Origin of the sequence: Nonomuraea salmonea (assembly GCF_042428605.1) — a bacterium.
Lineage (GTDB): Bacteria > Actinomycetota > Actinomycetes > Streptosporangiales > Streptosporangiaceae > Nonomuraea > Nonomuraea salmonea.
This window is the reverse complement of sequence record NZ_JBHMCF010000036.1, coordinates 310766-323851: the sequence shown is the minus strand read 5'-3', so window position 1 is coordinate 323851 and position 13086 is coordinate 310766. Positions and strand designations below refer to the sequence as shown.

At 73.9% G+C, this 13086-nt stretch carries 13 protein-coding genes; 9 read left to right on the top strand and 4 right to left on the bottom strand.

Features of this window, described 5'->3' with window-relative positions; translation table 11 throughout:
- Positions 1-16: 16 nt before the first annotated feature.
- Entirely contained in the window at positions 17-1003 is a 987-nt protein-coding gene (locus ACFFR3_RS31130) for a COX15/CtaA family protein (RefSeq protein WP_345386124.1), read from the bottom strand.
- Here ACFFR3_RS31130 and ACFFR3_RS31125 point away from each other — a divergent pair.
- From ACFFR3_RS31125 to ACFFR3_RS31090, 8 genes are read left to right on the top strand one after another with little or no spacing between them, the layout of a single operon-like run.
- Positions 885-2258 (top strand): NAD(P)/FAD-dependent oxidoreductase, encoded by a 1374-nt coding sequence (locus ACFFR3_RS31125; protein ID WP_345386122.1) that lies wholly within the window; start codon positions 885-887, stop codon positions 2256-2258. The genes ACFFR3_RS31130 and ACFFR3_RS31125 overlap by 119 nt on opposite strands.
- Complete coding sequence (locus ACFFR3_RS31120; RefSeq protein WP_345386119.1) at positions 2255-2497, top strand: (2Fe-2S)-binding protein; 243 nt, start codon at positions 2255-2257, stop codon at positions 2495-2497. Before ACFFR3_RS31125 ends, ACFFR3_RS31120 begins: the two co-directional genes overlap by 4 nt.
- A complete protein-coding gene (locus ACFFR3_RS31115) occupies positions 2494-4149 on the top strand; it encodes an FAD/NAD(P)-dependent oxidoreductase (RefSeq protein WP_345386117.1) in 1656 nt (551 codons plus the stop codon). The genes ACFFR3_RS31120 and ACFFR3_RS31115 overlap by 4 nt, the downstream gene beginning before the upstream one ends.
- A 19-nt stretch (positions 4150-4168) precedes the next feature.
- Positions 4169-5062 (top strand): dihydrodipicolinate synthase family protein, encoded by an 894-nt coding sequence (locus ACFFR3_RS31110; RefSeq protein WP_364381059.1) that lies wholly within the window; start codon positions 4169-4171, stop codon positions 5060-5062.
- On the top strand, positions 5059-6060 hold the full coding sequence (locus tag ACFFR3_RS31105) for a proline racemase family protein (RefSeq protein WP_345409239.1): 1002 nt from the start codon (positions 5059-5061) through the stop codon (positions 6058-6060). Before ACFFR3_RS31110 ends, ACFFR3_RS31105 begins: the two co-directional genes overlap by 4 nt.
- A 10-nt stretch (positions 6061-6070) precedes the next feature.
- Positions 6071-7045: a proline racemase family protein gene (locus ACFFR3_RS31100; protein ID WP_345386115.1), complete on the top strand. Its 975-nt coding sequence runs from the start codon at positions 6071-6073 to the stop codon at positions 7043-7045.
- Positions 7042-8019 carry an ornithine cyclodeaminase family protein gene (locus tag ACFFR3_RS31095; RefSeq protein ID WP_379484287.1) on the top strand — a complete coding sequence of 326 codons (978 nt, stop codon included), beginning with the start codon at positions 7042-7044 and terminating at the stop codon, positions 8017-8019. Before ACFFR3_RS31100 ends, ACFFR3_RS31095 begins: the two co-directional genes overlap by 4 nt.
- A 13-nt stretch (positions 8020-8032) precedes the next feature.
- Positions 8033-8701 carry a GntR family transcriptional regulator gene (locus tag ACFFR3_RS31090; protein ID WP_345386113.1) on the top strand — a complete coding sequence of 223 codons (669 nt, stop codon included), beginning with the start codon at positions 8033-8035 and terminating at the stop codon, positions 8699-8701.
- Positions 8702-8993: 292 nt separating this feature from the next.
- Here the strand turns inward: ACFFR3_RS31090 and ACFFR3_RS31085 are convergent, their stop codons facing one another.
- Positions 8994-9914 carry an EamA family transporter gene (locus tag ACFFR3_RS31085; RefSeq protein WP_364381050.1) on the bottom strand — a complete coding sequence of 307 codons (921 nt, stop codon included), beginning with the start codon at positions 9912-9914 and terminating at the stop codon, positions 8994-8996.
- A 120-nt stretch (positions 9915-10034) separates the two neighbouring features.
- Here ACFFR3_RS31085 and ACFFR3_RS31080 point away from each other — a divergent pair, with 120 nt between their 5' ends.
- Positions 10035-11243, top strand: a complete 1209-nt coding sequence (locus ACFFR3_RS31080) for an MFS transporter (RefSeq protein WP_379484286.1) — start codon at positions 10035-10037, stop codon at positions 11241-11243.
- Positions 11244-11246: 3 nt separating this feature from the next.
- On the opposite strand, the gene ACFFR3_RS31075 is transcribed toward ACFFR3_RS31080, so the two are convergent.
- Both ACFFR3_RS31075 and ACFFR3_RS31070 read right to left on the bottom strand, forming a co-directional pair.
- The gene (locus ACFFR3_RS31075) at positions 11247-12014 is read right to left on the bottom strand and encodes an ABC transporter permease (RefSeq protein ID WP_379484285.1); all 768 of its coding nucleotides are present in this window, start codon (positions 12012-12014) and stop codon (positions 11247-11249) included.
- Positions 12011-12967: an ABC transporter ATP-binding protein gene (locus tag ACFFR3_RS31070; protein WP_364381041.1), complete on the bottom strand. Its 957-nt coding sequence runs from the start codon at positions 12965-12967 to the stop codon at positions 12011-12013. Before ACFFR3_RS31070 ends, ACFFR3_RS31075 begins: the two co-directional genes overlap by 4 nt.
- Positions 12968-13086 lie beyond the last annotated feature (119 nt).

Below are 13086 nucleotides of genomic sequence, written 5' to 3'. Positions count from 1 at the left end.
ACCCTGGCATATCCGATCAGAGGGCGGCGGCCGTTTCGGTGGGGGAGGGGCTCACGGGGGCGGGCTCGCGGTCGCGAGACCGCAGCGAGGTGACGACCCGCAGCGCGGCGATCCACACCAGGGTCGAGCCGAGGACGTGCAGCAGCACCAGCATCGCCGGCACGGCGAGGAACCACTGCGTGTAGCCGATCACGCCCTGCAGCAGCTCCACCCCGAACAGGGCGAGCGCGGCCCGCCGGGCCGGACGCGGCGCGTTGGTCACGTGGAGGGCGAACAGCAGCGCGAACGTCAGCCCGACCACGGCGTAGGCGATGTCGGCGTGGAAGCGGGCGATGGCCTCGATGTCGAAGTCGAAGCGGGAGGCCAGCGCGTCGCCCGAGTGCGGGCCGGTGCCGCTGACCCCGACGCCCACCACCAGCAGCACGAACACGGCGGCCAGCAGCACGTGGCCGAGCCGCCTGATGTCGCGGTGGGTGATGCGCCGCACGGGGGCGTCGCCCTCGCCGGAGCGCGCGTAGAGCAGCCAGCAGACCGCGATGAGGCCGCTGGAGATGAGGTAGTGCATGCCGACCGTGAACGGGTTGAGCATGGTGTTGACCACCAGCCCGCCCCACAGCGCCTGGGCGACGATGCCGACCGGCTGCAGCCAGGCCAGCCGGACGAGGGAGGTGCGCCGGGGCGCCATCCGCAGCGCCGCGAGCACGCACGCCACGCCCACGGCCAGCACCAGGAACGTCAGCAGCCGGTTGCCGAACTCCACCGCCATGTTGAGCGGATCGACCTCGGGATGCAGCACGGGGACGAAGCTGTCGGGCGTGCACCGCGGCCAGGTCGGGCAGCCCAGCCCGGAGGCGGTCACGCGCACGCCCGCCCCGGTGACCGTGATGCCGGCGTTGACCACCACGGACGCCAGCGCCCATGCCCGCATGGACCGTTCGGTCGGGACCCAGAACGAGCGCAGGAGCCGGACGAAGGGGTGGGTGCTGTCGGCGGGTAGCTTCACGTCATCGATGGTAGGGGCCGGACCGGGCGGTCCCGCCATCGGCCACCGGACCCGCTGGTACGGGCTTCTCAAGCCCTCAAGGTATGTGACATATTACTGGAAGGAGGTGGTGATGTCCGACGTGATCGTCGTCGGCGCCGGAGTCGTGGGCGCGGCCTGCGCCTATTACGCCGCGCGCGCGGGACTCGACGTGACCGTGATCGACCGCGGGCCCGTGGCCGGCGGCACGACCGGCTCGGGCGAGGGCAACGTGCTGGTCTCCGACAAGGAGCCGGGGCCCGAGCTGGAGCTGGCGGTGCTGTCCAACCGGCTGTGGCGCGAGCTGGCCGGCCACGGCGGGTTCGAGTTCGAGCCCAAGGGCGGGCTCGTCGTCGCCGAGACCGAGAAGGTCATGGTCGCGCTCACCGACCTGGCCGGGCAGCAGGGCGTGGAGCACCGCCTCGTCCCGGCGACCGGGCTGCGCGACTACGAGCCGCACCTCGCGGACGGGCTGGCCGGTGGGGTCTTCTACCCGCAGGACGCCCAGGTCCAGCCCATGCTCGCGGCCGCCACCCTGCTCAGGCACGGCGCCGACAGCTTCGGTAAGGGGACGCTGCGGCTGCGGCTCGGCGCCCGCGTCACCGGGTTCCTGCGCTCCGGCGACCGGCTCACCGGTGTGCGCACCACCCAGGGCGACGTGCTCGGCGGCGCCGTCGTCAACGCGGCGGGCACCTGGGGCGGCGAGGTCGCCGCGCTGGCCGGGGTCGAGCTGCCGATCCTGCCGCGGCGCGGCTTCATCCTCGTCACCGAGCCGCTCAGCGAGCCGCTCATCAGGCACAAGGTCTACACCGCCGCCTACGTCACCAACGTCGCCAGCGACAACGCCGGCCTGGAGACCTCGGCCGTCATCGAGGGCACCCCCGCCGGGACCGTGCTCATCGGGGCCAGCAGGGAACGCGTCGGGTTCGACCGCACCACCTCCGTGCCCGTGCTGGCCCGGCTCGCCCGGCAGGCGGTCGAGCTGTTCCCCGCGCTGGGCGGGATCCGGGCCATCAGGTCCTACTGCGGGTTCCGGCCGTACTGCCCGGACCACCTGCCCGTCATCGGCGCCGATCCGCGCGTACCAGGGCTCTACCACGCCTGCGGGCACGAGGGCGCCGGCATCGGGCTCGCGCCCGCCACCGGGCACCTGCTCGCCCAGTTGCTCACCGGCGAGCCGCCCGCGCTCGACCTGCTCCCCTTCCGCCCCGACCGCTTCGCAGAGGAGGCCGCATGACCTTCCACATCACCGTGGACGGCCGGCAGGTGCCGGTCGTGCCCGGCCAGACCATCGGCGCGGCCCTGCACGCGGCCGGGGTGCGGTCGTGGCGCAGCACCCGCTTCGGCGGGCGGCCACGCGGGCTGTTCTGCGGCATCGGCGTCTGCTTCGACTGCCTCATCTCGGTGAACGGCCGCGCGCCCGAGCGCGCCTGCCTCCTGGAGGCGGCTCCCGGGGACGAGGTGACGACGGCATGAGCACGCCATCGACCGACGGCACCGTGATCGGCGGCAGGGGTCCCGAGGGTGGGACATACGACCTCGTGGTGATCGGCGGCGGCCCCGCCGGGGTGGCAGGAGCCCTCACAGCGGCCCTGGCCGGCCTCCGTGTGGCTCTGCTGGACTCCGGCCTCCGACTCGGCGGCCAGTACTTCCGCCACACTGCCACCGAGGAAGCTGGCAGCGCCGCGCCTGGCGGCGGGCGGACCGGCGGGCGGACCGGCGCGAGGGCCTCTGACGGCGATGGGCGCACCGGCGGGAAGGTCTCGCCCGACCTCGCCCGTTTCCTGCGCCAGGCGCGGGACCTGGAGGCGCGCGCCGACGTGCTGCTGCGCCACCAGGTCTGGAACGTCTCCCACGAACCCGACGGCGAGTTCCTCGTGCACTGCGCGACGCGCGGCACGGCCGGGCGGCGGCCGGACGGGGACCGCACGGTGAGGGAGCGGACGAGCGAGGAGCGCCCACCTGAGCTGCGCACGGATGGGGAGCGGGTCGTCGAGGTGCGTGCCCGGCGGTTGCTGATCGCGACCGGTGCGCATGATCGGCCGTTGCCGTTCCCCGGGTGGGATCTGCCCGGGGTGCTCACCGCCGGAGGCGCGCAGGCGCTGCTCAAGGGGGCCGGGGTCGTCGCGGGGCGGCGGATCGTGGTGTCCGGTACCGGGCCGTTCCTGTTGCCGGTCGCGGCCGGGCTGGCCGCGGCCGGGGCGCGGGTGCTCGGTGTGCACGAGGCCAACGGCGGGCTCGGGCTGGCCAGGCATCCTCTGCGGGCCCTGGGCAAGGCGGGGGAGGCCGCCGGGTACGCCGCCGCGCTGGCCCGGCATCGGGTGCCGTACCGGACCAGACAGGCGGTCGTGGCCGCGCACGGCGAGCGCGAGGTCCAGGCCGTCACCGTGGCCAGGCTCGACGCCGATTGGAACGTGCTGGCCACCCGCGTCGTCGAGTGCGACACGGTGGCCGTGGGCTACGGGTTCGTGCCGCAGATCGAGCTCGGCACCCAGCTCGGCTGCGCGACCAGGAACGACGTGGACGGCAGCCCCGTGCTCGACGTGGACGTCGCCCTGCGCACCAGCGTCCCCGGCGTCTGGGCGGCCGGCGAGCCCACCGGCGTGGCCGGATGGCGGCCCGCCGAGCTGGAGGGCCGCATCGCCGGGCACGCCATCGCCACCGCCGCCGGCCGCACCACCGCCCCCGGCGGCCCCACCACCGCAAACAGCCCCACCACCGCAGGCCGCGCCGCCGTAGGGGCGGGCGCTGGGAGCGATGGTGTTCCCGCGGCGCTGCTGCGGCGGCGGGAGCGGGGGCGGGGGTTCGGGGTGGCGTTGCAGGAGGCGTACCCGGTCAAGGCGGGGTGGCGCACCTGGTTGCGTGACGACACGCTCGTGTGCCGGTGCGAGGAGGTGCCGCTGGCGCGCGTACGCGAGGCGCAGGAGCTCGGCGCCACCGACGCCCGCGCCGTCAAGCTCCTGGCCCGCCCCGGCATGGGCTGGTGCCAGGGCCGCATCTGCGGCTACGCCGTCTCCTGCCTGGCCGGGGAGCCGCCGCAGCCGCCGCGCCGCCCGATCGCCCAGCCGGTGACGCTGGGCGCGCTGGCCGAGCTCACCACCGACCCCGACGAGCGCCCCGCTCACTGACCTCTGGAGGACTGCCCCGATGGACAACCGCAGCAAGCCCTGGCACGGCATCATGGTCGCCACCGCGCTGCCCCTGCGCGACGACCTGTCGGTCGACTACGGCCGCTACGCCGAGCACTGCGCCTGGCTGGTCGAGCACGGCTGCGACGGCGTCGTGCCGAACGGCTCGCTCGGCGAATACCAGACCCTCACCCACGACGAGCGGGCCAAGGTGATCGAGACCGCCGTCGAGACCGTGGGCGGCGCGCGGGTGATGGCCGGGGTCGGCGCGTACGGCGCGGCCGAGTCGCGCCGCTGGGCGGAGCAGGCGGCCGACGCCGGCTGCGGCTCGGTGCTGCTGCTGCCGCCCAACACCTACCGGGCCGACGAGCGGGCCGTCATGGAACACTACGCGCAGGTCGCCGAGGTGGGCATCCCGGTCGTGGCCTACAACAACCCCTACGACACCAAGGTCGACCTGACCCCCGCGCTGCTCGCCAGGCTGCACGAGGCGGGGTTCATCGTGGCGATCAAGGAGTTCACGGGGGACGTGCGGCGCGCGTACGAGATCGCCGAGCTGGCCCCCGAGCTGGACCTGCTGATCGGCTCCGACGACGTGCTGCTCGAGCTGGCCCTCGCGGGCGCGAAGGGGTGGATCGCCGGCTACCCGAACGCGCTGCCCGAGTCGAGCGCCGCGCTCTACCGGGCGGCGGTGGCGGGCGACCTGGAGACGGCGCTGCCCCTCTACCGCAGCCTGCACCCGCTGCTGCGCTGGGATTCCAAGACCGAGTTCGTGCAGGCCATCAAGCTGTCGATGGACCTGGCGGGCCGGCACGGCGGCCGGTGCAGGCCGCCCAGGCAGCCGCTCACCGACGAGCAGGCCGCTATCGTGCGGGCGGCGACCGAGAAGGCACTGGCAGAAGGGCTGCGATGAGGACAAAGCGCGTTTTCCACGCCGTCGACTCCCACACCGAGGGCATGCCGACCCGCGTCATCACCGGCGGCATCGGCGTCATCCCCGGCGCGAGCATGGCCGAGCGGCGCGTCCACTTCCGCGACAACCTCGACCACATCCGCACCCTGCTGATGACCGAGCCGCGCGGCCACTCGGCCATGAGCGGCGCCATCCTGCAGCCGCCGACCAGACCGGACGCGGACTTCGGGGTGCTGTTCATCGAGGTGTCGGGGCTGCTGCCGATGTGCGGCCACGGCACCATCGGGGTGGCGACCGTGCTGGTCGAGACCGGCATGGTGGAGGTCGTCGAGCCGGTCACCACCGTACGTCTCGAGGTGCCCGCCGGGCTGGTCGAGGTGGACGTCGAGGTCGAGGACGGCATGGCCATGTCGGTGACGCTGCGCAACGTGCCGTCCTACTGCGACCGGCTGGACGCCAAGGTGAGCGTGCCGGGGTTCGGGGAGATCCCGTACGACCTGGCGTACGGCGGCAACTTCTACGCCATCGTCAACCTCGACCACTACGGCCTGCCGTTCGACCGCGCCGCCAAGAACGAGATCATCGCCGCCGGCCTGGCCACCATGGAGGCGATCAACGCTGCCGACGAGCCGGTGCACCGCGAGGACGACCGCATCCGCGGCTGCCACCACGTCTACTTCGCCGCGCCGGGCTCCGACGCCACGCGTTCCCGGCACGCCATGGCCATCCACCCCGGCTGGTTCGACCGCTCGCCGTGCGGCACCGGCACCAGCGCGCGCATGGCGCAGCTGCACGCACGCGGCGAGCTGGAGACCGGGAAGGAGTTCGTGAACGAGTCGTTCATCGGCACCCGGTTCATCGGCCGGGTGCTGGAGGAGACCGAGGTGGGCGGGCGGCCCGCGATCCTGCCCTCGATCACGGGGCGGGCCTGGATCACCGGCACCGCCCAATACTTCCTCGACCCTCGCGACCCGTTCCCCGCCGGTTTCGAGCTGTGAGGACGCCGCGATGATCACGACCGTCGACTACCACACGGGCGGTGAGCCGTTCCGCATCGTCACCGGCGGGGTGCCCGAGATCGCCGGGTCCGGGGTGCTCGACCGGCGCACCACCGCGATGGCCGAGTTCGACGACGTGCGGCGGCTGCTGTGCAACGAGCCGCGCGGTCACGCCGACATGTACGGCTGCTTCCTGGTGCCGCCCGACGATTCGGGCGCGCGGCTGGGTGCGCTGTTCTGGCACAAGGACGGCTTCTCCACCGCGTGCGGGCACGGCACGATCGCGCTGGGCGCGTACGCGGTGCACGAAGGGCTGGTCGAGGCCCCGGCCGACGGGGTGACCGACGTGGTGGTGGACGTGCCGTCGGGGCGGGTCACCGCCCGCGTACGCACCGCCGCCGGCCGCGTCGACGCCGTCACCTTCGTCAACGTCCCCTCCTTCGTCCTGGCCAGGGGCGTGCCCGCCGGGGACGTGCTGGTGGATCTCGCGTACGGGGGCGCCGTCTACGCCTCGCTGCCCGCCGCCGGCCTCGGACTGACCGTCGAGCCCCGGCACCTGGGCGCGCTCATCGAGCACGCCCGCCGCATCAAGGCCGCGCTGGCCGGCCACCCCGCCACCCGGCACCCGTCCGACGAGCGGCTCTCCGGCGTGTACGGCGTGATCTTCCACGAGGACCTGCCCGACCTGCCCGACCTGGACGGCGTACGGCACCAGCGCAACGTCACCGTCTTCGCCGACGGCGAGGTGGACCGCTCGCCCTGCGGCTCCGGCACGGCCGCCCGCATGGCGCTGCTGCACGACGCCGACGGGACCGCGACGCTGGTGCACGAGAGCGTCGTGGGCAGCGTCTTCACCGCCCGCGTGGGCGCCACGAGCAGCGACGGCGTGGTGGCGGAGATCGACGGCACGGCCTACAGGACGGGCCGGCACACCTTCGAGCTCGACCCGGCCGACCCGTTCCCGACCGGATTCACGCTCCGATGAGCGCGCCGGCGGGCGGGTTGCCCTATCTCGACGCGGCCACCGTCGAGCGGCTGGTGCCCATGGGGCGGGCCGTGGCGGTGCTGGAGGAGGCGTTGCGGGCCGGGCTCGATCCGGAGGAGACACCGCGGCGGCCGGTCGTGGACGTGGCCGCGGGCCAGCTGCTGCTCATGCCCGCCGCCACCCGGCGGTACGCGGGCGTCAAGGTCGTCAGCATCGCCCCCGGGAACCCGGAGCGCGGGCTGCCCCGGATCCAGGGGACGTACCTGCTGTTCGACGGCGACACCCTGGCGCCGCTCGCCGCCCTGGACGGGATCGCGCTGACCTCGCTGCGCACGCCCGCCGTCTCGGCCCTGGCCGTCCGGCACCTGGCCGAGGAGGGGGCGCGGCGGCTGGTGGTGTTCGGCAGCGGGCCGCAGGCGTACGGGCACGTCGCGGCCCTGCGTGAAGTTCGGCCCGTCGAGGAGGTCACGGTGGTCGGCCGCGACGCCGCCCGCGCCGAGGCGCTCGCCGCCCACTGCCGCGCCCAGGGCCTCACCGCCCGCGCCCTGACCAACCCCGCGGCCGCGCCCGCGGACCCTGCCGCCGGCCCGGGAGCGGAGGCCGTCGCCGGGGCTGATCTGGTCGCGTGCTGCACCACCGCCAGGACCCCCCTGTTCCCCGGTAAGCTCGCCCGCGACGGTGTCACCGTCGTCGCCGTCGGCTCCCACGAGCCCGGCGCCCGCGAGCTCGACGACGACCTGGTCGCGCGCGCCACCGTGGTCGTCGAGGCGAGGGCGGCCGCCCTGGAAGAGGCGGGAGACCTCCTCGTGCCGATAGGCCGGGGTACGATCACCTCTCGCCATCTCGCCGGTAACCTCGCCGACCTGATCGCCGGAAGGGTGGTCGTGGGGCCGGGGCCGCGCGTGTTCAAGAGCACCGGCATGGCGTGGGAGGACCTCGTGGTCGCGGCAGCCGCTTACGAGGCGTGGACATAGAAGGGATGGGCGGATGACCGCCGACGACCGGCTGGATCTGCCGATGGTGGGAGAGCGCCAGAGCCTGCGCGAGCAGGTGGCGCACGCGTTGCGGGCCGCGCTGATCACGGGTGAGATGCGCCCCGGTGTGGTCTACTCCGCGCCGGTGCTGGCCGCCCAGTTCGGCGTCTCGGCGACGCCCGTCCGCGAGGCGATGCTCGACCTGGCCAAGGAAGGGCTGGTCGAGGCGGTGCGCAACAAGGGCTTCAGGGTGACCGAGCTGTCCGACCGCGACCTCGACGAGCTGACCGAGATCCGCCAGCTCATCGAGGTGCCGACGGTCTCGCGGCTGGCCGACAGCTCGCGGGCGGAGGAGTTCGAGCGGCTGCGGCCCATCGCCGAGGAGATCGTCTCGGCCAGCGAGCGGGGCGACCTGCTCGCGTACGTGGACGCCGACCTGCGCTTCCACGTCGAGCTGCTGTCGCTGAGCGGCAACACGCACCTGGTGTCGGTGGTCCGCGACCTGCGCAACAGGGCCAGGCTGTACGGCCTGTCGCAGCTGTCGGAGCGCGGCACGCTGACCGACTCGGCCAGGGAGCACCTGCAGCTGCTCGACGCGCTCAAGAGCGGCGACGGCAAGGCGGTCGGGCACCTGATGGCCGAGCACATCGGCCACGTACGCGGCATCTGGGCAGAACACTGAGCCGGGAACAGAACGCTGCACTGACCGCAAGTTCCGACATTCACGGATCGAGCACTCCCCGATGGGGGTAATCTCGATGCGGGCCGCCAGAGCGGCGAACGCCGGCGGTCCCACCATTCTCGTCCATGACGGCTGCGGTCACCCCGCATCCGCTGATGGCGCATGCCTGGTCAAGCGGACTCCCGCACTCCGCTGACCTTCCCGGGCTCGGCACACCCCGCCCACCGAGCCGAGCCCACCGCCGCGCGCCCGAGAGACCCCATCCCACGGGCGCGCGGCGGAACCCTCGTGACTATCTCCGGGCCCTGCTCGTCCTGGTCGAGCCGAGGCTGGCGGCCACGATGCACACGATCGCGGCCCACTGCTGCACGTGCAGGATCTCGCCGAGCACCAGCACGCCGATCAGCGCCGCCGCGGCCGGCTCCATGCTCATGAGGATGCCGAAGACGTGCTTGGGCATCCGCCGCAGCGCCTGCAGCTCCAGCGAGTAGGGGATCACCGACGACAGCAGCCCCACGCCGAGCCCGATGAGCAGCAGCTCGGGCTGCAGCAGGTCGGCGCCGCCGGTGGTGACGCCGACGGGCGCGATCACCACGGTCGAGACGATCATCGCGAACGCGAGCCCGCTCGTCCCGGGGAAGCGCCGCCCGGCGGCGGCCGACAGCAGGATGTACGCCGCCCAGAACACGCCCGCCATCAGCGCGAACGCGATGCCGAGCCAGCTCACCGTGTCGGACTCGCCCCACGGGGCCAGCAGCACCACGCCCGCACCGGCCAGCCCGACCCACAGCAGGTCGATGCGCCGCCGGGAGGCCGCCACGGCGACGCCGAGCGGCCCGAGGAACTCGATCGCCACCGCGATGCCCATCGGCAGCCGCGCGAGGGCCTCGTAGAAGACGAGGTTCATGAGGGCGAGCGTGACGCCGAACCCGGCGCCCACCGCCCAGTCACGCCAGGAGAGCCCCCTCAGCCTGGGCCGGACGAACGCCCCCATGATGAGCGCCCCCGCCGCGATGCGCAGGAACACCACCGCGCTCGGCGGCAGCACCCCGAACAGCTCCTTGGCGAATCCGGCGCCCAGCTGCACCGAGAAGATGCCGAGCAGCACGAGCCCCGTGGGCGGGATCGAGTCGGCGGCGCTGCGCAGCAGGTTGCCGGCGCCGCTCAGGCGGGATCCGCGGTCGAGCGGATCATCGAGGGCGAAGTCGGTCACGGAACTCCTCGGTGGTGCTGGGACAACCGTCTGAGCTTACCCAGGTCAGGCGACATTCCCGGTCTGAGGTGGTACGACTGACATTTGGCTCATATTTCCGGACAAAACCACCAGGGATCGATGAAAGCCCCCACCCCGCCGGTGAACCTCGCCCGGCCGCCGCTGGCCCTGTCCGTGTCCTCCTTCGTCAGCAGCTTCGACCGGTTCGCGGTGAGCCCCATGCTCGTGCTCATCGCCGCCGACCTGGACGTCCCGCTGTCGGCCTCCGTCACCGCCGCCAGCGGCTACTACCTGGCGTACGGGCTGACCCAGCCGCTGTGGGGCCTGCTGTCCGACCGGTTCGGGCGGGTGCGGGTGATGCGCTGGGCGCTGTCCGGCGCCGCAGCCGCGGGCGCGGTCTCCGCGCTGATGCCGGTGCTGTGGGCGCTGGTGCTGGCCAGGGTCGTCACGGGCGCGTGCTTCGGCGCGGTCATCCCGACGAGCCTGACGTACGTGGGGGACACCGTCGCGCCCTCCGTACGCCAGCGTGCGCTCACCGACCTCATGGCCGCCGCCGCGCTCGGCACGGCGCTGGCCACCGGGCTCGGCGGGGTCGTGGCGGGGTTCGTGGACTGGCGGGTGGCGTTCACCGTACCGGCGGTGTGCGCGCTGGTCTGCGCCCTCGCGCTGCGCTCGCTGCCCGAGCCGCCGGCGCACCCGGGAGTGGGCAGGGGCGTCGCCGGGCATCTGGGGGCGGTGCTCGGGCAGCGGTGGGCGCTGCTGGTGTTCGGGCTGGCGTTCACCGAAGGGGCCATCATGCTGGGCGCGATGCCGTTCCTCGCCACCGCGCTGCAGCACACCGGGCTGGCCGCCGCCGTGGCGGGCCTTGCCATCACCGCGTACGGGCTGGGCCTCTGGGGCTTCTCCCGCCTGGTCAAGACGCTCTCGGGACGCTGGCCCGCACCCGTGCTCATGCTGGTCGGCGGCGCGCAGCTGTGCCTCGGGTTCGCTCTGGTGAGCGTGCACGTCAACGTGCCGCTGGTGGCCGTCACCGCGCTGCTGCTCGGCGGCGGCTGGTCGTTCCTGCACTCCTCGCTGCAGACCTGGGCCACCTCGGTCGTCCCCGAGGCCAGAGGGACCACGATCGCGTTCTTCGCCTGCGCCTTGTTCGTCGGCAGCGCGGTCGCGTCGTGGGCGGCCGGCCCGCTCGCCGAGGACGGACGGTACGCGCTGCTGTTCGGCCTGGCCGCGGCCGCCGCCGTGCCGCTGACGGCGGTGGCCGTGCTCAGCCGCCGCCGCTACGGCGCCCTGCGCGCCGCCACGGATCCGGGAGCCGGGCCGGGAGGCTGAGCGTCACTCCCAGCGGAACGTCCGCGAGACCAGCGCCAGCGACAGCACCGCCCACGCGGCGAGCACGGCGAGCGGCACGAGCGGGAGCGCGGCGCCCTCGGCGAGCACCGAGCGCAGGCCGCCGGTCAGCGCCCCGATGGGCAGCGCCTCCAGCACCGGCCGCACCCCCTCGGGGAACGCGCTCAGCGGGAACATCACCCCGCCCACCCCCAGCAGCACCAGGTAGACCAGGTTGGCGGCGGCCAGCGTGGCCTCGGCCCGCAGCGTGCCGGCCATGAGCAGCCCCAGCCCGCTGAAGGCCGCCGTGCCCGCCACGATCAGCAGCGCCGCGCCCAGGAACGACCCGTGCGGCCGCCAGCCCAGCGCCAGCCCCACGGCCACGATCACCACGGCCTGCACCAGCTCGACGCCCACCACGGCCGCGGTCTTGGCCAGCATCAGCCCGCTCCTGGACAGCGGCGTCGCGCCCAGCCGCTTGAGCACGCCGTAGCGGCGCTCGAAGCCGGTGGCGATGGCCTGCCCGGTGAAGGCGGTGGACATGACCGCCAGCGCCAGCACCCCTGGCACCAGGAAGTCGACCCGCCGGCCGCCCCCCACGTCGATCAGCGGCGCCAGCGAGAAGCCGGTCAGCAGCAGCACGGGGATGATGAGCGTCAGCAGCAGCTGCTCGCCGTTGCGCAGCGTGGCCCGCATCTCCGCGCCGGCCTGCGCCAGCACCATGCGCGGGAACGGCGCCGCGCCGGGCGCGGGCGTGAGGTCGAGCGCGGTCATCGCAGCTCCTTGCCGGTCAGCTCGAGGAAGACGTCTTCGAGGGTGCGCCGCTCGATGCGCAGGTCGTCGGCCGTGACGCCCTCGGCCGCGCACCAGGCGGTGACGGTTGCCAGCAGCTCGGGCCCGACCAGGCCCTCGATGATGTAGTGGCCGGCCGGCGACTCCTTGGCCGCGCTGCCCGTGGGGAGCGCGTTGAGCAGCTCTTCCAGCGCCAGCCCTGGCCGCGCCCTGAACCGCAGCTGCCGCTCGGCCCCGGTCAGCGAGGCCGGGCTGCCCTCGGCGACCACGCGGCCCCTGTCGATGATGACGACGTGGTCGGCCAGCCGCTCGGCCTCGTCCATGTGGTGGGTGGTGAGCACCACCGACACCCCCGAGCCGCGCAGCTCGGCGACGAGGTCCCAGCACGCGTGGCGGGCCTGCGGGTCGAGGCCGGCCGTCGGCTCGTCGAGGAAGACCAGCTCGGGACGCCCGATGACGGCCGCGGCCAGCGACAGCCGCTGCTGCTGCCCGCCGGACAGCCGCCGGAACGGGGTGCGGGCGTGCTCGGTAAGCCCCAGCCGCGCGAGCAGCGCGCCGGAATCGAGCGGACGGGCGTAGAAGCGGGCGACCAGGCGCAGCCACTCGGCGCAGCGCGTGGCCGGCGGCACGCCACCGGCCTGCGGCATGATGCCGACGCGGGCGCGCAGCTCGGGCCGCGTCGGGGCGAGGCCGAGCACCTTCACCGTGCCGCCGTCGGCCCTGCGGAACCCCTCGCAGATCTCCACGGTGGACGTCTTGCCCGCGCCGTTGGGGCCGAGGACGGCGGTGACCTCGCCGCGTTCGGCCCGGAAGGTGAGGCCGTCGACGGCCGTGGTGGCGCCGTAGCGTTTGACCAGGCCGGCGACCTCGACGGCCGGCTCCGGCGGCTGCCGTGGGACCGGCCCTGGCAGCGGGTCGGCGGCTCGGGATTCCATGGCCACGAGTTTAGGGACTCCACGGGGCGGTTCGCCGCGCAGGTGAGAGCGCCGCCGGGCGCGGCTCTTGCGTAAAGTCAGGAAATATCAGATAACCGGGAATTAGGAGGACCGGAACA